The sequence below is a fragment of the Cryobacterium sp. CG_9.6 genome, assembly GCF_029893365.1.
GTDB lineage: Bacteria > Actinomycetota > Actinomycetes > Actinomycetales > Microbacteriaceae > Cryobacterium.
On record NZ_JARXUZ010000001.1, the window covers coordinates 164,933 to 188,078 of the forward strand.

Here is a 23,146-nt window from a genome sequence, read left to right on the forward strand (position 1 = left end):
ACATGTCCGCTCCACGCATCGAATCAGGCCGGCCTGTGACCCTCAGAGTGACTTGATTAGAAGCCTGTCCGTACCCCCAACAGGGTCGTGACTCATTACAGAGATGTTCTCCGAGGAACCCCAGACCGGCACGACATAACACCCATCGAAGGAGTTATCGTGACCATGGTCTCACAGCAGTTCAGTTATGTCATCGGGGTGGATACCCATGCCAAGACACACACGCTGGTCGCCCTCGACCATCTGGGCGGGAAACACGGCACCGCGCAAACATTCCCGACAACTCCGCCCGGACTCAAACGGGCTCAGGCGTGGATCGAACGCGAAACAACAGGGCCGGTTTTGGTGGCCATGGAGGGCACCGGGTCCTACGGAGCCCAGTTCTGCGACCTCCTGACGGCCGCCGGCGTGCGCGTCACCGAAACCAGGCCGCCCAAGCGCGGCGTTCGCCGGGCCGGCAAAACCGACCCCATCGACGCAGAGCACGCCGCCCGCTACGCCCTCGCCCTGCCAATGGAGCACCTCATCACGCCCCGCAACCACGCTGGGCACCACGCAGCCTTGACGGTGCTACTGACCGCGCGCGCCGCCCTCAAGAAGGCCCACAGCGCCTCCAACAACCGCCTCACAGCGCTGCTGCGCGGGTACGGCTTCGGCCTGGACGTTCGCCTGGCCCTCACAGCCGAGCAAATCAAAGTCGTCGCAGCCTGGCGCGCCCATCGAAACGATGACGTCGGCATGGTCACCATCCGCGCCGAGGCTGCCCGCGAAGCGCGAGAGATCCTCAGCCGTCAAGCCGAGCTCACGGCGAACGAGAAGGGCCTCCTCAAGCACGTGAAAGCCCTCGCCCCCTACCTGCTGCTTGAGCACGGCGTCGGCGCGATCGTCGCCGCGCAGCTGATCGTGTCGTGGTCGCACCAGGGACGCATCCGCTCCGAGGCCGCGTTTGCCCGCTTCGCGGGCATCGCGCCCATCCCCGCGTCATCGGGCAACACCATCCGCTACCGTCTGCACCGCGGTGGCGACCGGGCGCTCAACACCGCCATCTGGGTCACCACGTTCTACCGCTAACACCACGACCCGGCGACCGCCGCCTACGTCGAGAAACGGACGAAGGAAGGCAAGACACCCAAAGAGATCCAACGCGTCCTGAAACGCTACATCGCCCGGCACCTGTTCCGCGTCCTCGATAACCACACCACCTAAAACGACACCACCGCCCAGCGGACAGGCCATCTTCGACGGCCCGCCCGCCACCCTCACGCGCCCAAAAACACGCCACACGACTCACGAAACATCATCAAAAAAGACCTCAACAGCTTGACAACTCCCATAGAAGCGTCGAGACGCCGGCGAAGAACATGCCGGCTCCTCGACCAGCGGGAGGGGGCGGAGACGGGCTACTCGAGGAGGAGAGCCGGCTCCTCGATGATGCTGGCGACATCGGCCAGGAAGCGGCTCGCCACATCTCCATCGACGACACGGTGGTCGAAGCTCGCACCGATGGTGGTGACGAACCGGGCGCGCACCTCCCCGTCCACCACCCAGGGCTTCTGCTTGATGGTGCCGAGCGCCACAATTCCGGCCTCGCCCGAGTTGAGAATGGGCGTTCCCGTGTCCATACCAAACACACCGATGTTGGTGATGGTGATGGTGCCGTTCGCCATTTGCGCGGGGCTGGTCTTGCCATCGCGAGCCGTGATCGTGAGCGCCTCCAGCGCCGACGCAAGCTCGAGCAGGCTCATGTCCTGGGCCTCTTTAATGTTGGGCACAATGAGTCCACGCGGCGTGGCCGCAGCAATCCCGAGGTTCACATAGTGCCGAACAATGATCTCCTCATCGGTGAACGTGGAGTTGACCGTGGGGTTGCGACGCACGGCCCAAATCATGGCCTTCGCCATAATGAGCAGCGGCGACACCCGCACACCAGCAAAGTCAGTGGATGCCTTCAGCCGCTTCACGAATTCCATCGTGCGGGTGGCATCCACATCCACGAACAGGCTCACGTGCGGCGCGGTGAAGGCGCTCTTCACCATGGCCTGCGCAATGGCCTTTCGCACGCCCTTCACCGGAATGTGCTCGTCGCGGTCGACGGGCCACTCCGGCGTCTGAATGTTGCGGAACACGCTCGCCTGCGTTGCGGCACGCAGCACGTCTTCGCGGGTGACGTCGCCGATGGGTCCCGTTGCCTCTACGAGGCCGAGTTCCACACCGAGATCCTTGGCGAGCTTACGAATCGGAGGCTTGGCAATCACCGGGCCAGCGGGCGCGGCCGGCAGCGGCGCGGCCGGTGCCGTAGAACGGGGCGGGGCCGGTGCCAGCGCCTCGTGCGCCACCGGGGCGCTCGTGTGCCGCTGACGACGTGTGGGCATGGTGGCCGGGGCCGCGCGCCCGACCAAAACCTTGTCTTCGGGCTCTTCCGTGATGGTGGAACTGGTGTCGGCGGCCGCGTCGGCCAGCTCGCGGTCGCCGGCCGGGGCATCCGCTACGGCTTCGGTCGCATCGTCGTGCGAACGGATGGTGATGATGACCGTGCCCACATCGATGGTGGTGCCGGGCTGAACCAGAATCTCGCCCACAACACCCACGTAGGGTGAGGGCAGCTCCACCAGCGACTTGGCCGTTTCAATCTCGACCAGCACCTGATTGATGGCAATCGTGTCGCCGGGGGCAACCTTCCACTCCACGATTTCGGCCTCGGTGAGACCCTCGCCAACGTCGGGCAGGGTGAAATGCGACACGCTCATGAGGTGCCTTTCTTGCAGATGATGGAACTGTTGCTCACCAACAGTGGGGTGTTATTAAAAGGCGAGGGACCGGTCCACGGCCTCGAGCACCCGGTCGGGGCTAGGCAGAAAGTGCGTCTCAACGGATGCCGGCGGGAACGGGGTATCAAACCCTGACACCCGCAAAACCGGCGCTTCGAGGGAGTAGAACGCCCTCTCGGCCACGGTGGCGGCAATTTCGCTTCCCACACTCACGAAGCCGGCGGCCTCCTGGGCAACCACGAGGCGGCCCGTCTTGTGCACGGACTCGAGAATGGGCGCGTAGTCGATGGGAGAGAGCGAACGCAGGTCAATGACCTCCATGCTGATGCCCTCGGCGGCGGCAAGCTCGGCGGCCTGCAAGAGCACGCTCACCATGGCGCCGTGACCGGTGACCGTGACGTCGGTGCCCACGCGCACGACCCTGCTCGCGTGCAGAGCCGTGCCGCTTTCGGCCATGACCACCTCGCCCTTGGGCCAGTAGCGGCTCTTGGGCTCGAAGAAGATCACCGGGTCGTCGCTCGCAATGGCCTGCTGCATCATCCAGTAGGCGTCGTGCGGGTTGGACGGGCTGACAACGCGCAGGCCGGGGGTGTGCGCGAAGTAAGCCTCCGGGCTCTCCTGATGGTGCTCGATCGAACCGATGTGCCCGCCGTAGGGAATGCGAATGACCACGGGCATGATGAGGTTGCCCTCGTGCCGGTTGCGCATGCGGGCCAGCTGGCTGGTGATCTGGTCGAAGCCGGGAAACACGAAGCCGTCGAACTGAATCTCACACACCGGCCGGAAACCGCGCATGGCCAGGCCGATGGCGGTGCCGATGATGCCGGACTCGGCCAGCGGCGTGTCGAGCACGCGCTTGTCGCCGAACTCGGCAATGAGACCTTCGGTCACGCGGAACACACCGCCGAGCGGGCCGATGTCCTCGCCCATGAGCAGGACCTTGGGGTCATCACGCATCGCCTGACGCATGCCGGCATTGAGCGCCTTCGTCATGGGCATGGTAGCGGATGCCGGAGCGCTCACGTGGGCCTGTGCCGCGGGGGCTGCGAGCGTGCGAACAGTCGTGTCGGTCATCAGTGGGATCCTTCTTCGAAGGTCGCCTCGTAGCGTTCGAGCCAGGCCTTCTGCTCGGCCACGAGGGCGTGCGGTTCGGCGTAGACGTTGTCGAAAATCACGGAGCGTTCCGGCCCGGTGATGTCCAGCGCACGTCGCCGGGTGTCCGCAGCGAAATCAGCGGCCTCTTCGTCGACGGAATCGAGGAACTGCTGCTCGATGCCGAGTCCCTGCAGGTAGCTGCGGAAGCGCAGGATGGGGTCGCGAGCCACCCAGTAGGCCAGTTCATCGGCGTCGCGGTACTTGGTGGGGTCGTCGGCCGTGGTGTGGGCGCCCACACGGTAGGTGAGCGCTTCGATCATCGACGGACCGAGGCCCGCACGGGCGTCGTCCAGGGACTTGCGCGTGACCGCGTAGCTGGCGAGCACGTCGTTGCCATCAATCTGCGTGCCGGGCATGCCGAAACCACCGGCGCGCAGGTAGAGCGGGGTGCGGGACTGGCGCGATACCGGAACGGAGATGGCCCACTGGTTGTTCTGCAGGAAGAAGACCTGAGGTGTCTGGTAGCTCGCCGCAAAGACGAGAGCTTCGTTGGCGTCGCCCTGAGACGAGGCCCCGTCGCCGTAGTACACGATCACGGCCTGGTCGGTCTCCGGGGTGCCGGTGGCCGTGGATCCGTCCAGCTGCATCCCCATGGCATAGCCCGTGGCGTGCAGGGTCTGCGAGGCGAGCACGAGGGTATAGAGGTGAAAGTTGCCGTGCTCCTCGGGCTTCCAGCCGCCCAGGGTGACGCCCCGCAGCATCCGCAAAATGTCGACGAGGTCAAGGCCGCGGATCATGCCAACGACGTGCTCGCGGTAGGAGGGGAACACGTGGTCCTGCGGGCGAGTGGCGTACGCGGAACCCACCTGCGCCGCTTCCTGACCGTGGCTGGGTACCCAGAGAGCGAGCTGGCCCTGGCGCTGCAGGTTGGCAGCCTCGGTGTCGAACTTTCGCACCACGACCATGTCACGGTAGAAGCGTCGATAGTCCGCTTCGGTGAGGGCATCGAGGTAGGGCAGGAACTCGGCGGCGGAATCGGTGAGCTCAAAGCGACCCTCGGTCGAGAGCATGCGCACGGTGGGGCTCGCGGACGTGTCGTTCTGACTCGTGGGCGGTGTTGTCTGAGCTGTCACAGACCTAGTCCTTCCGTCGTGCCGCGTGTTCGGGCGGCAACGACTTGATAATGTCTGCGGTCACGCTGAGAAGTTTTTGCATGGCCTCGTCTTCCCCAATCGACACCCGAATACCTTCGGGGGCGAAGGCGCGCACGACCAGACCGGCCGCGGCCAGAGTTTCCGCCACGGCGGCCGTCTCCTCGCCGGTGGGCAGCCACACGAAGTTCGCGTGCGAGGCCGGAAGCTGCCAGCCCTGCAGGGTGAGCGCGCGCCAGGTGGCGTCGCGGAGGCTCGCCAGCACGGCCACTCGCCCCAGAAGTTCGGGTTCGGCGGCGAGGCTGGCGATGGCGGCGGCGCTGGCCTGCCCGGTTACCGAGAGCGGGATGGCGGTGGAGCGGGCCGCGTTCAAAATGGGGATGGGCCCGAGGGCGTAGCCCACGCGCAGACCGGCGAGGCCATAAGCCTTGGAGAAGGTGCGCAGAAGCACAAGGTTGGGGTAGCGCACGAGTAGCGGGCCGCCCGAAACGGCGCCGGCATCGGCATCCGTTACGAACTCGGCGTAGGCCTCGTCGAGGAGCACGAGAAGGTCGGTGGGGGCCGCGGCCATGAAAGCGTGGAACTCGTCGGCGGTAACAATGGTTCCGGTGGGGTTGTTGGGCGAGCAGATGATGACGACGCGGGTTTGGGGGGTGATGGCGTCGGCCATCGCCACCAGGTCGTGACCATGATCGGCGCGGTTCGGCACTCGGACGCTGGTGGCACCGGCAACAGCAACGAGGCCCGGGTAGGCCTCGAAGGAGCGCCAGGAATAGAGCACCTCGTCGCCAGGGCCCGCCGCAGCGAGGATCAGCTGCGCCAGAAGGGCAACCGAGCCGCTGCCCACGTGCACCTGCTCGGCATCCACACCGAACTTGGCAGCGAGCTGCTGACGGAGGGCAAGCGCAGACGCATCGGGGTAGCGGTTGAAGGCGGTTTCGGCCTGCACCGCAGCGATGACGCCCGGCAACGGATCAAACGGGTTCTCGTTGCTGGACAGCTTGAATGCATCGGCCTGGGCCGGTTTACCCTGCTTATATGCCGGCAGGGCAATGATCTCCGGGCGCAGTCGGACTGAGGGCTGGTCAGATTGGCTCACTCCGCGATTCTACGCCGCCCCATATTCGCAAGGTGGCATGCCTTTCAACGCCGTGACCAGCCCCCATGGGGTGTCATCATGGTCACATGGCACGTTTTCTGATCAAACTCCTCATCAATGCGGTGGCCCTGTGGGTGACCGCGAGCCTCGTCTCGGGCGTGACGGTGCTGCCCTACGCACCCCAAACCAGTGCCGTGATTATCACCTACCTGCTGGTGGCACTCATCTTTGGTCTGGTCAATACCATCGTGGGAACCGTTGTTCGGGTGGTGGCTTTTCCCCTTTACATCCTCACGCTGGGGCTGTTTGCGCTCATCGTGAACGGTGCCCTGCTGCTGCTCTCGGCCTGGGTCTCCGGCTTTCTGGGCTTCGGGCTCGTGGTCGATGGCTTCTGGGAGGGCGTAATCGGTGCCGTGGTGCTCAGCATCGTGAGCTGGCTCCTCGGCCTCATCGTGCGGGCCCCACAGAACTAGGCACCAGCCGCTCCCCCTTCCACAGGGTGGCGGACCCGGCACCTGCACCCAGGGTTGTCGTGACGAGCCGGGCAAAGTCAGTGAGGCGAGTCTCCGTGGACCCATCCATAGCCCGCGCCGTGTGGGCATAGGTCGACATGTTGTGGGCGGGAAGTGGGTCGTTGGTGGGAATGGGCTGGTCATGAAAGGCCTCCCGGCGCACGATCAGTCGGTCCCCCGTGGACTCGGCCCCGCCCACACCGCCCACCCCGGTGAGAGCGGGCACGAGGTCGTTCGTGTGCTCCACTGCCACCTCGGAGACACCGGCCGGAACGGGCAGGTTTCCCTCCGGCGCACCAAAGGTCACCACGGCCCGCGTGTTGAACTCACCCTCAGCGGCAATGCGTTGCACCACCGCACCTCCCTGCGAGTGGCCGGCTAAAACCACGGGGTCACCGGGGGCGATCCCCGCCGCACGCATGGCGTGGCGTACCGCCATCTCGGAGGCGGGTTGCTCGCCGGCCACCGCGGCAATGTTGGAGCTGATGTCCCAGGGCTCCGACGATGCTCGCGGATTCCACTCCACGGTCCCGGCCACGTACACCCCCCACGACGGATGCCGCAGGTCACCGTACTTTTCTATGCGCACCTGAGGTCGATGCGCCCGGGCATTCGGAATTCGCGTGGCCACGGATTCGAGCGTGCGCGGTGGCAGCACCGGGACGGCCTCACCCACACGTTTCACGGTCACCGGGCTGCGCCGGAACACGCTCACCGCGCGGCCTCCACCGAGAACCCCGCGTGCCATGCTCTGCACTCCCTCGATGCCCAAACCACCCTCGCCCGCAAACTGTGACACCGGAAAGGGAATGCGCAGCATTCCGGCCTGGACGTCGTCGAGGGACGACATGACTACCCGCAGCGCACCGACAAAGGCCGTGCTCGTGAAGAGGCGCGGATCCACCTGCAGTGCCGATGAGGTGGGTGCGGTCTCTTCTCCACGGGCCGCCACTCGGAACTCCGGTGGTCCGGCCACACGAGTGTGCAGAGCCTCAACGAGGGTGAGACCGCCCACGGCCACTGCGGCCCCGTACATCGCCCACTGCACGGGCGGAAGGAACCCGATCAGCGCACCGAGTTGCCAGCCTGCCAGCTCCCCGAGGCTGCGTTGCAGGTTGATCTGACCGCGTTCGGCCTGCCCATAGCTCTCGGCCGCGCTCCCGAGCGCATCGGCAAGGTCACCGCACCGAGCCTCGATGGCGTCAACGGATGCCGCGGCGTTCAGCACCGACGCCCCCACCGTGCCATGCGCCCACAGTGGGGCCGGACTTGTCTCTAGGTCGCGGATGTGGGCAAGGCGCACCCGCCAGTCACCCGCTTGCCCCTGCACCCGTCGCATGATGTGCAACTGCGCAAAAAGGGTATCGGTGGCAACCATGGTGATTCCGCCACCGGAGAGCACCAGGTTGCCCGCCGTTCCGCCAGCGTCAGGAGTGAGGTCGCTCATTACGACAGCCCGGCCAGGGCCTGATCGATAGCACTGTTGATCTCGGCCAGCACATCGTCGAGCAACCAGAGCAGTGCCTGCAGGTCACGGTGGAGAGAGTCAAGCCGGTCCACGTAGGCACGCTCCGCCCTGCCACGCCAAGTGTCGCTGACGCCCTGCGGCGACAGGCTGCCGCCGCAGTCCTGCACGTCGTCGCGGAGGCCGCACAGAAGCGCACGTTGGTGTCGCAACGCCGCAATCACGTCCACCGATGGTGGTGCAAACGGGTCTGTCACCAGTAGCACACTGCCTCCCTGTTGCTGCCGAGACTGCCACCGCGTACCCCCCGTTTGCCCAGCAATTCGGGCATCCGTGGGTAAGAATTCACCTGATCGACTGTGGAGGACCAGAACGTGTCCCAGAATGGTTTTATGAGTTTTTCCTCACTCAGCCCGCACGAGTCAACGCCATTCCGGATCATTTTTGTGTGCACCGGCAATATCTGCCGCTCCCCCATGGCTGAGCTGGTGCTGCGGGATATGGTGACCCGCTCCGGGTTCGGGCGCCTGGTGAGCACGAGCTCCGCTGGAACCGGCGACTGGCACGTGGGAGAACGCGCTGATGCCCGCACGATTGCGGCGTTGGCGGCGAAGGGCTACGACGGAAATCACCACCGTGCGCGCCAGTTTGACCCCGCCTGGTTCGCCGACTTTGACCTCGTGGTGGTGCTCGACCGATCGCAGGATCGCATTCTGCGCAACTGGGCAACCACCGACAAAGACCGCGACAAGGTGCGCTTACTGCTCAGTTTCGACCCCGAACAGGCTGCCCTCAGCGACGTTCCCGACCCGTACTATTCCACGGATGCGCTCTTTGACTCGGTTTTAGGCATGATTGAGAGAGCAAACCAGGCGCTGTTCATGCAACTCGCGCCGGCAATACGACAGGGAGACCGATGAGTCCACTACCCCCGCAGGTTCTGAGTCCACTCGATGGCCGTTACCGCAGCATCGTCACCGAGCTGGGAGAGTACCTCTCGGAGGCCGGACTCAACCGCGCCCGCGTGCAGGTTGAGGTGGAATGGCTAATCGTTCTCACCGATCGCAGCCTCTTCGGCTCGGTGCCCCTGGCCGCCGACCAGAAGGCCGCGCTGCGCTCGCTCGTGACCACCTTTGGTCAGGCAGAGATCGATGAGCTGGCACAGCTCGAGGCCACGACGCGACACGACGTGAAGGCTGTGGAATACCTGGTGCGCCGCCGCCTCACCACGCTCGGGCTCGACCACATTGCCGAGCTCACCCACTTCGCCGCCACGAGTGAAGATATTAACAACCTCTCCTACGCCCTCACTGTGAGTCAGGCCGTTCACGAGGTGTGGCTCCCCAAGTATCGCCTCGTGATCGAGGCCCTGCGCAGCCGAGCGCTGGAGTTCCGCACGGACGCCATGCTCGCCCGCACTCACGGCCAACCGGCCACGCCCACCACCATGGGCAAGGAGCTCGCCGTGTTCGTGTACCGGCTCGAGCGCATTCTGAAGCAGGTCGAAGCCAACGAGTACCTCGGCAAGTTCAGCGGCGCCACCGGAACCTTCGCGGCGCACGTCGTGGCCGAGCCCACCGTGGACTGGCCCACCATCTCCCGCGACTTCGTGGAGGGCCTCGGCCTCGGTTGGAATCCGCTCACCACGCAAATCGAGTCTCACGACTGGCAGGCGGAGCTCTACTCCAAGATCTCCCACGCCAACCGGGTGCTGCACAACCTGGCCACGGACGTGTGGACCTACATCTCCATCGGCTACTTCCGGCAGATTCCTCAGGTGGGAGCCACCGGCTCCTCCACGATGCCGCACAAGATCAACCCGATCCGCTTCGAGAACGCCGAGGCCAACCTGGAACTCTCCAGCGCCGTGCTCGACTCCCTCGCAGCCACCCTGGTTACCTCACGCCTGCAGCGCGACCTCACCGACTCCACGACGCAGCGCAACATTGGCGTGGGCTTCGGCCACTCCCTGCTCGCGCTCGATAATCTGCTGCGCGGAATGGGCGAGATCGACATCGACCGCGCCCAGCTCGCGGGTGACCTGGACACCAACTGGGAAATCCTCGGCGAAGCAATTCAGACCGTGATTCGCGCCGAGGTCTCGGCCGGACGTTCCACCATCGCCGACCCGTACGCACTCCTCAAGGAGCTCACCCGCGGCAAGCGCATCAACCGTGACGACCTCGTGGCGTTCGTCTCCGCGCTCGAGATTGGTGATGCCGCCAAGGCCCGCCTGCTGGAGTTGACGCCCAGCAGCTACGTGGGACTGGCCGACCCGCTGGTCGACTACCTGGGCTAAAACGCGACAAAGCGGATGCCGCGAGCCTCACCTGGTGAGGCTCGCGGCATCCGCTGTGTGGCGTGACAAACTGAGAGCGCTAGTGGCTGTTCTGCTCGTCGATGTCGGTTCGCTCGTCGGCGTTGGGCTTCATGCCGAGCACGAGCATGGCGATGACCACGAGTGCCAGGATGAATGTGACGCCCAGGGTGATGAGCGCCAGCACGAAGTCGCGGGTGGTCAGCAGCACGGTAAGACCCACGAACAGGGCCATGACGCCGGAGATTCCGAGGAGTTCGGCGGGCTTCAAGCGATCGCGTCGGCTGGGCTGGTGCGGGGTGTTCTGGGTCACTGGGAGTCCGAATCGTGAGCGACGGGGGCGACGGTGCGCGCGGCATCCGTTGTCGCCCATTTGAGTGAGAGTCCGGCAATCACCAGGTACACGCCAATCATGACCAGGTAAGCACCGAGGAGGCCCACCGACACGACGGCGTTCGGGGGCAGGAGCAGGAAGAGGAGTGCGAGCACGGCGGTGAAGCCACCGAGAAGCATCCAGTCTTTCGCCATGAGCGAGCGACCGCGGGCGCGGCTGCCGCTGTACAACTCCAGGAAGCCGGTGACGGCTGCCCAGACGCTCACAAGATAGAGGAAGAAACCGAGACCACCCATGTGGAAGGCGAGTGCGAGCGCACCGGCCACAATCCCCACGATGCCCTGAATGAGAAACAGGCGGCGGGCGCGAACGTCGTCGAGGGTGAGCCAGCTGAGCACGGCCAGCAGAACGCCAGAGGCGAGCGCGAATGAGCCGAACGCCAGCAGTCCGAACGTGGCGGAGTGATCGCGGTTGAAGGTGATGATGGCGGCGGGAATGAGAGCAAGAACGGCTCGGCTGATCGGGACGGTCCAGTAACGTGTGCCGGTGCCCGATGCTTGCAGCGCTGTGGCCACGCCTGCCTCTTTCATTACGCGAATATCTACCTCTCTAGTGTACGTGGCGGTCACGGAGACGTGACGGCGATCGGCTTCAGGCTGGGACTCTCCTGTGTGTGGGTACCGAGGAGGCCCGTGTTCGATGGCCGCGCAGACACCGCGCCAATCGACCAGACTGGAGGGTGACAACGAACGCCGACGAGAGGGTGAGGTGCACCGTGGTCGGGAGAGCACGCATCCGGGAGTTTGTGACGTTCTTTGGGGGGTCTGCTGTGGGGCTCGTGATTGACCTGGTGGGCTTTTCGCTGCTGATTCTCACCGGACTCGTGCCGTGGCAGGCGAACGCCGTGAGCTCGTCGGTTGCGCTGACCGCCGTGTACTTTCTGGTGGTGCGATTCACGTTCTCGGCTCAGGCGCGCGTGACCACCTATGTGGCGTTCTTTGCCTGGTATGGCGGCACCATTGTGGTGTTTTCGGTGCTGATTCAGGCCGCGACCACCCTCACGGACTGGCCACCCCTCATCTGCAAACTGGCGTCGATTCCGATCTCGTTCGGGTCGAACTATCTGTTCAGCCGCTACCTGTTTCGGCCGCGCCACCCCACGACGACGCCCCGGTAGCCGCGCGGGCCCTCGGCGCGCCCCAAACCGGTGGCCGCGCCGGTTCTCGGTGGGCGGCGCGCACCAAATCGGTGGGCGCTACGCCGGTTACCGTAGCGACCACCCATCTCGGTGGCGGGCGCGAGGTGTTTCTCAGCACCGTGTCATGCTGCCGGCGGTGGGGCTGGGGCCGAGCTAGGAGGCATCCGCTGTGTCAGTCATGTCCGCGGAGGGCGCTGATACCGGGCGGCGCGTGAAGACGTTGAAGAACAGGTTGAGAACGATCGCCATGAGTGCGGCTGAGCTGATGCCCGATTCAAAGATGGTGCCGAACCAGGTGGGGAACTGGTCGTAGAACGTGGGCGCAGCAATGGGAATCATGCCAAACCCCACCGACACGGCAACGATGGTGAGGTTGAGTGTGTTGCGGTAGTTCACCGCGGCGAGTGTGCGGATGCCGCTGGCCGCGACGGTTCCAAAGAGCACGATCCCCGCACCACCGAGAACGGCCGTGGGGACCGCAGCGATGAGACGCCCGAGCACGGGCATCAGACCGAGCACAATCAGGATTCCACCACCGGCGGCCACCACAAATCGGCTCTTGATTCCGGTGACGGCCACGAGGCCAACATTCTGGGCAAAGGCGCTCTGGGTGAAAGAGCCGAAAATCGGTGCGATCGCACTGGAGAGCATATCGGCGCGCAGACCGTCACCGAGGCGACGGGACGTGACCTTCGTGCCCACAATTTCACCGACAGCAATGATGTCGGCGGAGGTCTCCACCATGATGACGAGAATGACCACAAGCATCGAGATGATGGCCGCCACACTGAAAATGGGCAGACCGAAGTGGAACGGCGTGGGGAAGGCCACAATCGGGCCGACACCCACCTGGGAAAAATTGGCGATTCCCAGCGCTGTTGCCACGACCGTGCCGACAACGATGGCGAGCAGAATGGCCAGCCGGGAGATGGTGGGACCGCCCACCTTGCTGAGCACCAGCACAACCGCCAGGGTGAGTGCCGCGAGGCCGATATTGCGAAGGCTGCCGTAGTCGGGCGCGCTGGCATTGCCGCCCATGGCCCAGTTGGCTGCCACTGGAATGAGCGTGAGGCCGATCATCGTGATGACCGTGCCAGTGACCACGGGAGGAAAGAACCGGATGACCTTCGAAAAGATGGGCGTGACCGCGAACCCAATGAGGGACGCCACGATGACAGCGCCAAAGATGGTCTCCATGCCGCCACCGCCGTTGAGGATGGCGATCATGGTGGCCACGCCCGCAAAGGACACACCCTGCACGAGCGGTAGTTGTGAACCGACAAACGGTACGCCGAGTGTCTGCAGCACGGTCGCCAGACCGCTGACGAACAGGCACGAGGCAATCAGCAGGCCGATATCTCCGCCGCTCATACCGGCGGCCTGGCCAATGATCAGCGGCACGGCAATGAGGCCGCCGTACATGGTGAGAACATGCTGGAGCCCGTAGGTGATCGAGGCACCGATCGACAATCGTTCGTCTACGGGCCGCAGCGTCGAGTTCGTGGCAGTGCGTGTTGTCATGGGAGTGTCCCCGTTGTCTCGTAACGCATGCTGTGTGTTCGACAGCATCGGCGAGCACTCTGGGCCCCAATACGGGCCTCAGTGAAGCCTAGCGTCACCCCTTTTCACCCCTAGACAGCGAGTGAGGGTGGTTGGCCGCGGGCTGCGACCCGAGAGAGCTATCCGCCGGCGACCATGTCCGCAAAGCGCGAGTAATGACCGTGGAAAGCCACGGTGACGGTGCGCGTGGGGCCGTTACGGTGCTTAGCCACAATCAGGTCGGCTTCACCGGCACGCGGGTTGTCTTTTTCGTACGCGCTCTCACGGTGCAACAGAATCACCATGTCGGCGTCCTGCTCAAGCGAACCGGACTCACGCAGGTCGCTGATGGCCGGCATCTTGTCGGCGCGCTGCTCGGGTCCACGGTTGAGCTGGGAGAGGGCGATGACCGGAACCTGCAGTTCCTTCGCCATGAGCTTGAGTGCCCGCGAGAACTCACTCACCTCCTGCTGACGCGACTCCACCTTCTTACCGCTCGTCATGAGCTGCAGGTAGTCGATCACCACAAGCTTGAGCCCGATGCGCTGCTTGAGGCGGCGGCACTTGGCCCGAATCTCCACGAGGGTCATGTTGGGGCTGTCATCGATGTACAGGGGCGCGTCATTGATGCGACCACGCGTCGCCGCGATGGTGGTCCAGTCCCGGGCCTCCACGGTTCCCTTACGCATGCTCTGCAGGGGAACGGATGCCTCTGCCGCGAGCAAACGCATCGCAATTTCACTTCGCCCCATTTCGAGCGAGAAGAAGATGCTGGGCATGTCGTGCTTGATGGATGCCGAGCGCGCGAAGTCGAGGGCGAGCGTGGACTTTCCGAGGGCAGGTCGGGCCGCAACGATGATGAGCTGCCCACCGTGGAAACCGTTGGTGAGTTCGTCGAGGTCGGCAAACCCGGTGGGCACACCGCTCATCTGCCCGTCTTTGAGCTTGGCTGCTTCGATTTCTTCAATGGCAGCGGTGACGGCGTCGGTGAGGGGAACGTAGTCTTCGGTCTGGGTGCCGCCGGTGACGGCATAGATCTCTGCCTGCGCCGTGTTGACGAGGTCGAGAACCTCACCCTCCCCCGAGTAACCCATCTGGGCAATACGCGTTCCAGCCTCGACCAGGCGGCGAAGCAGTGCCCGCTCAGCCACGATGGTGGAGTAGAAGCCCGCGTTGGCGGCGGTAGGCACCAGGCTGGTGAGCGTGTGCAGGTAATCGGCACCGCCGGCACGCGTGAGTTCACCCAGCTTCGTGAGCTCATCGGTGACCGTGATGACGTCGGTGGGTTCACCCTGCGCATAGAGCGACAGGATGGCGTCAAAGATGATCTCGTGCTTGGGAACGTAAAAGTCCCCGCCGCGCACGGTTTCGACGACGTCTGCGACGGCATCTTTGCTCAGCATCATTCCGCCGAGGGCACTCTGCTCGGCCAGGAGGTCGTGCGGCAGCATACGTTCTGTCTGGCGTGGTTCTGCCGTATTCGGCTTGGCCAGGCCCAGCTGTGCAATGGACACGCGGCACCTTTCTGTTCGTCTCATTCAGGTGTATCAGAAGCCAGCGACAACGGTCCCCGACGCACCCGCAACGTCATGATTGGCGCTCGCCTACACTAAAACCGCTCTGCGGATCCGGCAAACAGCCCTGTGGATAACTCTGTGGAAAATCTGGGCGAAACGCCGCGTTACGTGTGCACAACCTGTGCACTCGCCTGTGGATAAGATTGAAAAACGTTTAATTAATTAGCGCTTCATCAGGGATTAAATCTTTCCACAGCCCTGTGTGCAAAGTAGCCTCAACCTTTGCTTGAATGTTCGCGAAAGAGATGCTCACCTGTGCATAGAACAGCCCGCTGGGTATACATATGGGCCCTTAACCATTAGTAGCGGAGAACCCCCTAAGGGGTTCTCCGCTACTAAATTGTGTTGCTACTTTGCAGCAACCACCACGAGGGTGATCGTTGCACTGAGCTCGTCACGAAGGCGAACAGTCGCCTTGTGCTCGCCGGTCAGCTTGATCGCAGACAGCTCGATCTTGCGCTTGTCGACGGCCCCAAGTCCAGCGGCTGCGACGGCGTTAGCCACATCCACGGTCTTGACGGAACCAAAGAGACGCCCACCGGCGCCGGCCTTGACGACCAGCGTGATCTTGGCGGCTTCAAGGGCAACCTTGAGCGCCTGTGCCTCTTCGAGGGTGGCGTGCTCGCGCGCTGCGCGGGCTGCCTTGATCTGCTCGATCTGCTTCTCGCCACCGCGGGTCCACGCAATAGCGAAGCCCTTCGGTACGAGGTAGTTGCGAGCAAACCCGTTCTTGACGTCTACGACGTCGCCGGGTGCACCGAGGCCAGAGACCTCATGCGTCAGAATCAATTTCGACATGTGTGGGCTCCCTACCGGCCTGAGCCAGCGTAAGGCAGCAAAGCCATTTCGCGGGCGTTCTTGACGGCACGCGCGATGAGGCGCTGTTCCTGGACGGAGACGCCGGTGATACGACGTGCGCGAATCTTTCCACGCTCGGAGATGAACTTACGAAGGGTGGGGACATCCTTGTAATCGATGACACCAACCCGGATCGACTTCGCGGGGGCAGCGTTCTTGCCACCCTTAGCACCGCGGAGCGGCTTGCGGCGGTCGCCGCTCGACTTTCCAGCCATGATTTCCTTTACTTTCTTAAGAGTTTTTTAGCCAGGCGCAAGGCTCGGCTTAGAAGGGTGTCTCGTCGCTGAAGTTGCCCGGGCTGTTCCAGACGTCTCCACCGGATGCGGCGGGTGCGCCGGATACAGCGGGAGTGGTCGGAGCCCAGGGCTCGTCCCGGCCCTGCGCGACGGGAGCGCCGCCGCGAGGACCTGATGACTGCGCACGGGTGAGCGTGGCGGTGGAATAGCGCAGCGAAGGACCAATTTCGTCGATCTCGAGCTCCATGCTCGTGCGCTTTTCACCTTCCTTCGTCTCATACGTGCGCTGCTTGAGACGCCCGGAGGCGATGACACGCGAGCCCTTGGTCAGTGAACCGGCCACGTGTTCGGCGAATTCACGCCAAACGCTCGCGCGCAGGAACAGCGCGTCGCCATCTTTCCACTCATTTGCTGCGCGATCGAAATTGCGCGGAGTGGATGCGATGGTGAAGTTGGCAACCGCCAGCCCGTTCTGCGTGTAACGCAGTTCCGGATCGCTGGTGAGGTTGCCCACCACGGTGATTACGGTCTCGCCGGCCATGGACTACTTGTCGCTTGCCTTGTCGGTCGCGTCGGCCGGAGCCTCGGTGACCTTGGCAGCAGGCTTCGCAGCAGCGGCAATCTTGGCAGCCAGTGCTGCAACGTTGGCGGCAACGTTAGCTGCCGTCTTCGTGGCGGCGGCTTCGGCCTTGACGGCAGCGGCAGCAGCGTCGGTTGCAGCAGGAGCCGCAACCTTGGCGGGAGCCTTCTCGACGGGAGCCTCGACGACAACCGGCTTCGCAGCGGCGGCAACCTTGGCAGCCTGTGCGGCTACGGCGGCTTCAGCCTTGGCGGCGATTACCTTCGGGTTGGCTGCCTTGCGGGCGGCCTTCTCGGCGGCAAGCTTGCCGGCAACGACAACCTGAGCAATGCCCTCTTCGGCGCGGAGCACCTTGGTGCGCATGACGGCCTCGGACAGCTTCAGCTGACGGTCGAGCTCGACCGTTGCATCGGCGTTCGCGGTGAAGTCGACAACGGCGTAAATGCCTTCGGTCTTCTTGTTGATCTCGTAAGCGAGACGACGACGACCCCAGACATCAACCTTGTCAATGGTTCCACCATCGTTGCGAACAACGTTGAGGAACTTGTCAAGGCTGGGAGCTACGGTGCGCTCATCGATCTCGGGATCGAGGATAACCATAAGTTCGTACTGATGCATGACTAACCCACCTCCTTCGGACTAAACGGCTGCAGACTTTCTGCAACAGGAGGGTTGTGCATGTGTTGAACGCGGAGGCCGGGAATCCGGCGCACAGACAACCTGCCTAGACTACCGGATGCCGCCCTCTTTCGCCACCTTGGCCCACTTTCGCGGTTTCCCGCGCACACGGCCCTGTCTGGATCCAGTGTCACCCAGGGACGCACACGAGGCGACGGATCCGCAGGAACCGGTGCACAACATCCGCTCGCGTGGCGCTGGGGAGGACTAGTTGACAGTGGCCGTACGTGCCGCCCACCAGGCCAGCAGCCGGCGGGTTGCCTCTCCGTCACCGAGAGGCCCGTCGTCGAGGCGCTGTTCGAGCAGGTAACGGTACGCCTCCCCCACTTCGCGCCCCGGTTTCACACCCAGGATGGCCATAATTTGCTCGCCATCGAGATCGGGCCGCACCGCATTCAGCTCTTCACGTTCGGCCAGGTCGGCGATGCGCGCTTCCAGGTCGTCGTAGGCGAAACCGAGCCGATCGGCCTTGCGACGGTTGCGGGTGGTGACGTCGGCACGGGTGAGAATGTGCAGACGTTCGAGCTGGTCCCCCGCATCACGCACGTAACGGCGCACCGCGGAGTCGGTCCAGGCGCCCTCGGTGTAGCCAAAGAATCGCAGGTGCAGTTCCACGAGCCGGGCGACCGCATTGATGGTGTCGTTGTCGAAGCGGAGCGCACGCAGCCGCTTCTTGGCAAGCTTGGAACCCACAACATCGTGGTGGTAAAAGCTCACCACTCCACCGGGCTCGAGCTTGCGCGTGGCCGGCTTGCCCGTGTCATGCATGAGCGCCGCCAGACGCACGATAAGGTCGCCGGCGGGGTCGAGCCGACCGCGAGACTTTTCATACCCAATGGCCTGCTCCAGCACCGTGAGCGTGTGTTGATACACGTCTTTATGGTGGTGGTGCTCGTCGATCTCGAGCTGCAGACCCGGAATCTCGGGCAGCACAATCTTGGCGAGGCCCGACTGCATGAGCACCTCGATGCCGGCCCGAGGGTTGTCGGCGAGCAGCAGCTTCGAAATCTCCTCACCCACGCGTTCGGCCGAGATGATGCGGATGCTCTTGCTCATCTCCTCCATAGCTCTGGCGGTATCCAAATCCAGCGTGAAACCGAGCTGGGCGGTGAAACGTGCCGCCCGCAGCATACGCAGCGGATCATCACCGAACGACACCTCCGGGGTGGAGGGAGTGCGCAGCACCCGCGCCAGCAGATCATCGATGCCGCCGGACGGATCCACCAACGTCACCATGGGCAGGCGCAGAGCAAGCGAGTTGACGGTGAAGTCGCGCCGTAAGAGGTCGTCCTCCAGGCTCGTCCCGAAGACGACATCCGGTTTGCGGGTGGCCCCGTCGTAGCTATCGGCCCGATACGTGGTGATCTCCACGGTTTCGCCGTCCATCAGCGCACCGATGGTGCCGAATGCACGGCCAATGTCCCACTGGGCGTCGGAAAGGGGCTTGACGAGCTTCAGAATCTGGTCGGGTGTCGCATCCGTTGTGAAGTCAAGATCATGCGTGGGCCGATTGAGAAAGGCATCACGCACCGGTCCGCCGACGAGAGCGAGCTCGTGGCCGGCATCGGCAAATGCGTTCGCCAAACGGGAAATAGTGGGAGACGCAGCCAGGTCCCCCAGCCGCTCAAGGGCTGCCGCGACACTCTGCATAGTTTCATATTATCGGTTGATAACGGGCGGAGGGACCGACTTGCGGTGCCGACGCAGCGTGCTCTCGGGGTGCACGCCGTAGAATCCGATACATGATGGCCGACTCTGTACCTGCGCGCCGGCCCGCGCCCCGAGCCAAGCGGAGTCGGATGGCGCCTGCGCTCTGGCGAGTGTCGGCATCCGCTCTGGTGATTGCGCTGCTCGGTTCTCTGGGTACGCCCGCTCTTGCTGCGACCGGTGGAACCGCCTCCGCAGGTGCCGTGCAAATGGCAACAATCGGCGCGGATGAGGTGTCTGTCACGGTGACCCCGGCGGGCTCCTCATCGCTGCGGCCCGGCGAGGATCTTGCTCTCACCGTGACGGTGCATAACGGCACCAGCGCCACGGTGGGACTCGGCACGCTGGACGTGTCCCTCGCGCAACGTGCTCTCACAACGAGGCCCGCTTTGGAGAATTGGCTGCGTCCGGAGAAGAATTCCAACGGCGGTGACCGGCTCCTCCGCACGCCCATGACGGCCCAGATCACGCCGGGAGCAACACTCACGATGCCGGTGACCGTGCCGGCCGCCGACATTGGACTAACCGAGCGCAACGCCTGGGGTGCCCGCGGTATTGCCGCGACCGTCACCGTGGATGACGAGAAGACCGAAGGGCGCGGAACGTTCGTCTGGGACCTGGGCGAAACCGTCACACCGGTGACCCTGGCCACGATCGTGCCGATCACCACCCCCGAGACCACGGATGGCGTGCTCACCGCCGACAGCCTGCAGGAGTTCACGGCGTCCGCGGGTACCCTGTCGACCCAACTCGATGCCGTGATCAACCGGCCCATTGCCATCGCGATCGACCCCCGTATCATCGCTTCCATTCGCGTCCTGGGCAGCGCCGCACCCACGAGTGCCGTGAACTGGCTTGACCGGCTCTCCACCGCCACAAACGATATATTCCCGTTGCGGTATGCAGATTCGGACGCCTCCACAGAGGTTCAGGCGGGCGCGCAGACTCTGCTCGATCCGCTCTCTTTTGACTCGATCATTGACGCCGCAAACTTTGTGGTGACGTCGGAGACTGATGCACCAACCAGCCCGGTGACACCCACTCCCACTGAGAGCACAGTGCCCACGATGGCCGAGCTGCTCGCCTGGAACTACACCCAAACCGACCTGGTCTGGCCCAGGCAGGGCAGCGTTGCCCGCACTGATTTGAAAGCCTTCACGGCGAACGGTCTCCCAACGACCATTGTGTCCAGCGACAACGTGCGCCAGTCCGATTCGGTCACGCCCAACAGTGTCTTCACCCACACTGATGGCCGCGGCCTGGTAGCGGACAGTACGTTGAGTGACGCCATCGCGGCGGCTGCGCAGGCACCAACGGATGCGCTGTGGCGCGCGTCGGTCGACGAAGCCAGTTCACTACTGGCCATCGTGTCCGCCGAGGATGTACGGAGTGCACGTACCCTGCTTGCCACCATGGATCGCGATCCGGCATCAGCCGGGAGCAGGCTCGGGGAAACTCTTGATGCCCTCACTGGCCTGCCGTGGTCCACTGCCGGCACACTCGGGGCCGCACTGAGCGCCCCCGCCGCTACGACCGTCCAATTTCGCAGCCAGTCCGAGTCTGAGGATCGACTGAACCCCATTCGTCAGCTGCTGCAGGCGGAGAATGATGTAACGGCCTTCGCGGCATCCGTGGAGGATCCACTCACGGTCACCGCCGACCAGCGGCTGAGCCTGCTGGCACTCCTGTCCACAAACTGGTCACAGCAGCCCGACACCTGGGCGGAAGCCGTTGCGGCGAGTCTCACTGATTCGCGTGCGATTCTCGGCTCGGTGAGCGTAACGACACGTGGCCCGATCAACGTGGCTGCCGACAAGGTGGATTTCCCCATCACCCTGCGCAACGAGCTCTCCCAGCCCGTGACCGTTCGCGTGCAGGTGGTTCCGTCCAATGGGCGCCTGCTCGTGGAGAGCGACATTGACGCCACGATTAACGCGAACTCGGCACAGACCATCACGGTCCCCGTCACGGCTGCCGTGGGTAACGGAGAAGTGGTCCTGCGGGTCACCATGTTCTCCCCGGCGGGCGTTTCAGTCGGGCAACCGGCCGTTATCGCCGTGAATGTGCACGCCGATTGGGAGGGGATCGGGGCGTGGGTGGTGGCATCCATCGCCTTCCTGTTCTTCGGCTTTGGTATTTGGCGCAACATTGCCCGCCGCCGGAAAGAACGCAGGGCCGAGTCGACGCCACGCAGTGTTGAGCCGACCCTCGCTGCACCGACGCCCCCCGCTGCGCGACCACTTGCGGGCACGAATGACTGACACGGCCACGTCGGGGGGCATTGGCCGCGCCAGCGCGTTCCTCGCATCGGGCACCATTGTGAGCCGCATTCTGGGCTTCGTGAAGCTCATTGTGCTCGCGGGTATCATCGGCCAGTTCGGGGCGAGCGCCAACACCTTCGCAATCGCCAACCAACTGCCTAATACCGTCTACGTGATTGTTGCCGGCGGTATTCTCACCGCGGTTCTCGTGCCACAAATTGTACGGGCCAGCCTGCATACCGACGGCGGCACCGGCTACATCAACAAACTCATCACTCTGGCCCTTCTCGTGCTGGCCGTGACGACCATTGCCGCCACCCTGCTCGTGCCAGTTATTACCGGCATCATTGGTGTCAATCTGCCGCCCGATCAGCTGCAACTCGCCATTGCGTTCGCCTACTGGTGTGTGCCACAGATGTTCTTTTATGGGCTCTACACGCTGCTCGGGGAGGTATTGAACGCCCGCAAGTCATTCGGCCCGTTCACATGGGTACCCGTTCTCAACAACGTTGTGGCCATTGCCGGCCTCCTCATCTTCGCGGCCCTCTACGGTGCCGATCCCATCGGAACGCGCACGCCCGCCGACTTCACCGGGGCAATGATCGGTGTGCTCGCCGGCAGTGCCACGCTCGGTGTGGTGGCACAGGCCGTGGTGCTGTTCTATTTCTGGCACCGAATCGGACTGCGCTACCGACCTGACTTTCGCTTTCGCGGTGTTGGCCTCGGAGCGGCGGGCAAGATGGCCGGCTGGACCTTCGGCATGCTGCTCCTCACCACCACAGCCGGCATCATCGAAACGCAGGTCGTCACGTTGGCCGGCGAGAAGGCATCCGTTGCCGTACTTGCCACCGCGTGGCTCATCTTCATGCTGCCGCACTCGGTCATCACCGTCTCGGTCGCCACGGCGTACTTCACACGCATGAGCGAGCATGCCTCCGTGGGCAAGCTTGACCTCGTGAGAACGGATGCCTCCAGCGCCATTCGCGGCACCGCCCTGCTGATCGTGCTGGCGACCATGGTGATTGCCGTGTGCGCGTACCCCTTCGCCCGCGTCTTCGTGCAGCCATTCGAGCAGGTTCAGGGCATCGGAAACGTGATTGTCGCGTTCATTCTGGGCCTCGTGCCGTTTTGTATTCTCTTCGTGCTCCAGCGCACGTTCTACGCGCTCGGCGACACCCGCACGCCCTTCTTCTTCACACTGTTCCAGGTCGTTATTCTCATCGTGGGCGTGCTGGGCTGTGCGTTGCTGCCCGCAGAGTGGATCGCGGTGGGTATCGCCCTCGTCATCACCATTTCCGGCGCGTTACAGGCAGCTCTGGCTGCTCTGCTGCTGAGCCGGAGACTCGGTGGGATCGACGGCCGTCGCGTCACGCGCAGCCTGGTGAAGTATCTCGTGGCAGCCGTGCTCCCTCTCATTCTCGGTCTGACGCTGCTCGTGCTTCTCGGGGGTCTTGCGGAAGACGGATTTGCCGTGCTGAACCGTATGACCGCGATCGTGTCAATGCTCATCATTGGCACCGTGATGGCCACGTCCTACTTTGGTGTGCTGCTCGTCATGCGCAGTGCAGAGCTCAGTGCCTTCCTCACGCCCGTCGCGGCCCGTCTCCGCCGCTAACGATGAGGCATCCGCTCTCTGGGCCACCCCAGGTTTCGGGCGCGGCAGGCGACCTCGCTGTGTGCCCGCTGTGCCACGAAGCCAGCGTAGGAATACCTGCCGATTAGGATGTGTTATACCGGGCAATGGGCTATTCGGGCCCATAAAGTCTCAGAT

The 23,146-nt window shown here is 64.0% G+C and carries 21 protein-coding genes and 1 pseudogene; 7 read left to right on the plus strand and 15 right to left on the minus strand.

From position 1 onward, the window contains the following. Positions 1 to 165: 165 nt before the first annotated feature. Positions 166 to 1,071, plus strand: a complete 906-nt coding sequence (locus H4V99_RS00750; RefSeq protein WP_280679859.1) for a transposase — start codon at positions 166 to 168, stop codon at positions 1,069 to 1,071. Positions 1,072 to 1,400: 329 nt separating this feature from the next. Here the strand turns inward: H4V99_RS00750 and H4V99_RS00755 are convergent, their stop codons facing one another. From H4V99_RS00755 to H4V99_RS00770, 4 genes are all read right to left on the minus strand, one after another. Beyond that, positions 1,401 to 2,747: a dihydrolipoamide acetyltransferase family protein gene (locus H4V99_RS00755; RefSeq protein WP_280674652.1), complete on the minus strand. Its 1,347-nt coding sequence runs from the start codon at positions 2,745 to 2,747 to the stop codon at positions 1,401 to 1,403. Positions 2,748 to 2,801: 54 nt separating this feature from the next. Further along, positions 2,802 to 3,767, minus strand: a complete 966-nt coding sequence (locus tag H4V99_RS00760) for an alpha-ketoacid dehydrogenase subunit beta (protein ID WP_280679861.1) — start codon at positions 3,765 to 3,767, stop codon at positions 2,802 to 2,804. A gap of 74 nt (positions 3,768 to 3,841) precedes the next feature. Then, the gene (locus tag H4V99_RS00765; protein WP_280679863.1) at positions 3,842 to 4,933 is read right to left on the minus strand and encodes a thiamine pyrophosphate-dependent dehydrogenase E1 component subunit alpha; all 1,092 of its coding nucleotides are present in this window, start codon (positions 4,931 to 4,933) and stop codon (positions 3,842 to 3,844) included. A 67-nt stretch (positions 4,934 to 5,000) separates the two neighbouring features. After that, positions 5,001 to 6,113 (minus strand): histidinol-phosphate transaminase, encoded by a 1,113-nt coding sequence (locus H4V99_RS00770; protein ID WP_280674654.1) that lies wholly within the window; start codon positions 6,111 to 6,113, stop codon positions 5,001 to 5,003. An 86-nt stretch (positions 6,114 to 6,199) separates the two neighbouring features. On the opposite strand from H4V99_RS00770, the gene H4V99_RS00775 reads away from it, so the two are divergent. Further along, positions 6,200 to 6,586, plus strand: a complete 387-nt coding sequence (locus tag H4V99_RS00775; RefSeq protein ID WP_280674656.1) for a phage holin family protein — start codon at positions 6,200 to 6,202, stop codon at positions 6,584 to 6,586. Here the strand turns inward: H4V99_RS00775 and H4V99_RS00780 are convergent. Together H4V99_RS00780 and H4V99_RS00785 are read right to left on the minus strand one after the other, a co-directional pair. After that, positions 6,561 to 8,072 (minus strand): hypothetical protein, encoded by a 1,512-nt coding sequence (locus H4V99_RS00780; RefSeq protein WP_280674659.1) that lies wholly within the window; start codon positions 8,070 to 8,072, stop codon positions 6,561 to 6,563. The genes H4V99_RS00775 and H4V99_RS00780 overlap by 26 nt on opposite strands. After that, complete coding sequence (locus H4V99_RS00785; protein ID WP_280674665.1) at positions 8,072 to 8,356, minus strand: hypothetical protein; 285 nt, start codon at positions 8,354 to 8,356, stop codon at positions 8,072 to 8,074. Before H4V99_RS00785 ends, H4V99_RS00780 begins: the two co-directional genes overlap by 1 nt. A 126-nt stretch (positions 8,357 to 8,482) precedes the next feature. Between H4V99_RS00785 and H4V99_RS00790 the strand changes: the two genes are divergently transcribed. Next, positions 8,483 to 9,010 carry a low molecular weight protein-tyrosine-phosphatase gene (locus tag H4V99_RS00790; RefSeq protein ID WP_280674667.1) on the plus strand — a complete coding sequence of 176 codons (528 nt, stop codon included), beginning with the start codon at positions 8,483 to 8,485 and terminating at the stop codon, positions 9,008 to 9,010. Then, the gene (gene purB / locus H4V99_RS00795) at positions 9,007 to 10,389 is read left to right on the plus strand and encodes an adenylosuccinate lyase (RefSeq protein WP_280674669.1); all 1,383 of its coding nucleotides are present in this window, start codon (positions 9,007 to 9,009) and stop codon (positions 10,387 to 10,389) included. Before H4V99_RS00790 ends, purB begins: the two co-directional genes overlap by 4 nt. 79 nt (positions 10,390 to 10,468) lie before the next feature. On the opposite strand, the gene H4V99_RS00800 is transcribed toward purB, so the two are convergent. Both H4V99_RS00800 and H4V99_RS00805 read right to left on the minus strand, forming a co-directional pair. After that, entirely contained in the window at positions 10,469 to 10,720 is a 252-nt protein-coding gene (locus H4V99_RS00800; RefSeq protein WP_280674671.1) for a hypothetical protein, read from the minus strand. Continuing rightward, positions 10,717 to 11,331, minus strand: a complete 615-nt coding sequence (locus tag H4V99_RS00805) for a DUF308 domain-containing protein (protein ID WP_280674673.1) — start codon at positions 11,329 to 11,331, stop codon at positions 10,717 to 10,719. Before H4V99_RS00805 ends, H4V99_RS00800 begins: the two co-directional genes overlap by 4 nt. A gap of 185 nt (positions 11,332 to 11,516) precedes the next feature. Between H4V99_RS00805 and H4V99_RS00810 the strand changes: the two genes are divergently transcribed. Then, positions 11,517 to 11,918 (plus strand): GtrA family protein, encoded by a 402-nt coding sequence (locus H4V99_RS00810; RefSeq protein WP_280674674.1) that lies wholly within the window; start codon positions 11,517 to 11,519, stop codon positions 11,916 to 11,918. Between the two features lie 174 nt (positions 11,919 to 12,092). On the opposite strand, the gene H4V99_RS00815 is transcribed toward H4V99_RS00810, so the two are convergent. The 7 genes and pseudogenes from H4V99_RS00815 to H4V99_RS00845 form a co-directional block, all read right to left on the minus strand. After that, positions 12,093 to 13,460, minus strand: coding sequence for a nucleobase:cation symporter-2 family protein (locus tag H4V99_RS00815; RefSeq protein WP_280674676.1), 1,368 nt, complete (start codon positions 13,458 to 13,460; stop codon positions 12,093 to 12,095). Between the two features lie 158 nt (positions 13,461 to 13,618). Next, entirely contained in the window at positions 13,619 to 14,992 is a 1,374-nt protein-coding gene (gene dnaB / locus H4V99_RS00820; protein ID WP_280674678.1) for a replicative DNA helicase, read from the minus strand. Between the two features lie 411 nt (positions 14,993 to 15,403). Further along, entirely contained in the window at positions 15,404 to 15,853 is a 450-nt protein-coding gene (rplI, locus tag H4V99_RS00825) for a 50S ribosomal protein L9 (RefSeq protein WP_280674680.1), read from the minus strand. An 11-nt stretch (positions 15,854 to 15,864) separates the two neighbouring features. Then, complete coding sequence (rpsR, locus tag H4V99_RS00830; protein WP_035835236.1) at positions 15,865 to 16,128, minus strand: 30S ribosomal protein S18; 264 nt, start codon at positions 16,126 to 16,128, stop codon at positions 15,865 to 15,867. A 49-nt stretch (positions 16,129 to 16,177) separates the two neighbouring features. Next, positions 16,178 to 16,690, minus strand: coding sequence for a single-stranded DNA-binding protein (locus tag H4V99_RS00835; RefSeq protein ID WP_280674682.1), 513 nt, complete (start codon positions 16,688 to 16,690; stop codon positions 16,178 to 16,180). A gap of 309 nt (positions 16,691 to 16,999) precedes the next feature. Then, positions 17,000 to 17,347: pseudogene (rpsF, locus tag H4V99_RS16540) on the minus strand (30S ribosomal protein S6); the annotation flags it as partial. Positions 17,348 to 17,614: 267 nt separating this feature from the next. Further along, positions 17,615 to 19,057, minus strand: a complete 1,443-nt coding sequence (locus H4V99_RS00845) for a CCA tRNA nucleotidyltransferase (protein WP_280674685.1) — start codon at positions 19,055 to 19,057, stop codon at positions 17,615 to 17,617. A gap of 92 nt (positions 19,058 to 19,149) precedes the next feature. On the opposite strand from H4V99_RS00845, the gene H4V99_RS00850 reads away from it, so the two are divergent. Both H4V99_RS00850 and H4V99_RS00855 read left to right on the plus strand, forming a co-directional pair. Next, a complete protein-coding gene (locus H4V99_RS00850) occupies positions 19,150 to 21,375 on the plus strand; it encodes a DUF6049 family protein (RefSeq protein WP_280674687.1) in 2,226 nt (741 codons plus the stop codon). Then, positions 21,368 to 22,990, plus strand: a complete 1,623-nt coding sequence (locus tag H4V99_RS00855) for a lipid II flippase MurJ (protein WP_280674689.1) — start codon at positions 21,368 to 21,370, stop codon at positions 22,988 to 22,990. The genes H4V99_RS00850 and H4V99_RS00855 overlap by 8 nt, the downstream gene beginning before the upstream one ends. The last annotated feature ends 156 nt before the right edge of the window (positions 22,991 to 23,146 follow it).

Bases quoted from the DNA above. Each gene is read 5' to 3' on its own strand.
- H4V99_RS00750 (WP_280679859.1), top strand. From the start codon at position 166: ATGGTCTCACAGCAGTTCAGTTATGTCATCGGGGTGGATACCCATGCC.
- H4V99_RS00755 (WP_280674652.1), bottom strand. From the start codon at position 2,747: ATGAGCGTGTCGCATTTCACCCTGCCCGACGTTGGCGAGGGTCTCACC.
- H4V99_RS00760 (WP_280679861.1), bottom strand. From the start codon at position 3,767: ATGCCCATGACGAAGGCGCTCAATGCCGGCATGCGTCAGGCGATGCGT.
- H4V99_RS00765 (WP_280679863.1), bottom strand. From the start codon at position 4,933: ATGCTCTCGACCGAGGGTCGCTTTGAGCTCACCGATTCCGCCGCCGAG.
- H4V99_RS00775 (WP_280674656.1), top strand. From the start codon at position 6,200: ATGGCACGTTTTCTGATCAAACTCCTCATCAATGCGGTGGCCCTGTGG.
- H4V99_RS00780 (WP_280674659.1), bottom strand. From the start codon at position 8,072: ATGAGCGACCTCACTCCTGACGCTGGCGGAACGGCGGGCAACCTGGTG.
- H4V99_RS00790 (WP_280674667.1), top strand. From the start codon at position 8,483: ATGAGTTTTTCCTCACTCAGCCCGCACGAGTCAACGCCATTCCGGATC.
- purB (WP_280674669.1), top strand. From the start codon at position 9,007: ATGAGTCCACTACCCCCGCAGGTTCTGAGTCCACTCGATGGCCGTTAC.
- H4V99_RS00805 (WP_280674673.1), bottom strand. From the start codon at position 11,331: ATGAAAGAGGCAGGCGTGGCCACAGCGCTGCAAGCATCGGGCACCGGC.
- H4V99_RS00815 (WP_280674676.1), bottom strand. From the start codon at position 13,460: ATGACAACACGCACTGCCACGAACTCGACGCTGCGGCCCGTAGACGAA.
- rplI (WP_280674680.1), bottom strand. From the start codon at position 15,853: ATGTCGAAATTGATTCTGACGCATGAGGTCTCTGGCCTCGGTGCACCC.
- rpsR (WP_035835236.1), bottom strand. From the start codon at position 16,128: ATGGCTGGAAAGTCGAGCGGCGACCGCCGCAAGCCGCTCCGCGGTGCT.
- H4V99_RS00835 (WP_280674682.1), bottom strand. From the start codon at position 16,690: ATGGCCGGCGAGACCGTAATCACCGTGGTGGGCAACCTCACCAGCGAT.
- H4V99_RS00845 (WP_280674685.1), bottom strand. From the start codon at position 19,057: ATGCAGAGTGTCGCGGCAGCCCTTGAGCGGCTGGGGGACCTGGCTGCG.
- H4V99_RS00850 (WP_280674687.1), top strand. From the start codon at position 19,150: ATGATGGCCGACTCTGTACCTGCGCGCCGGCCCGCGCCCCGAGCCAAG.
- H4V99_RS00855 (WP_280674689.1), top strand. From the start codon at position 21,368: ATGACTGACACGGCCACGTCGGGGGGCATTGGCCGCGCCAGCGCGTTC.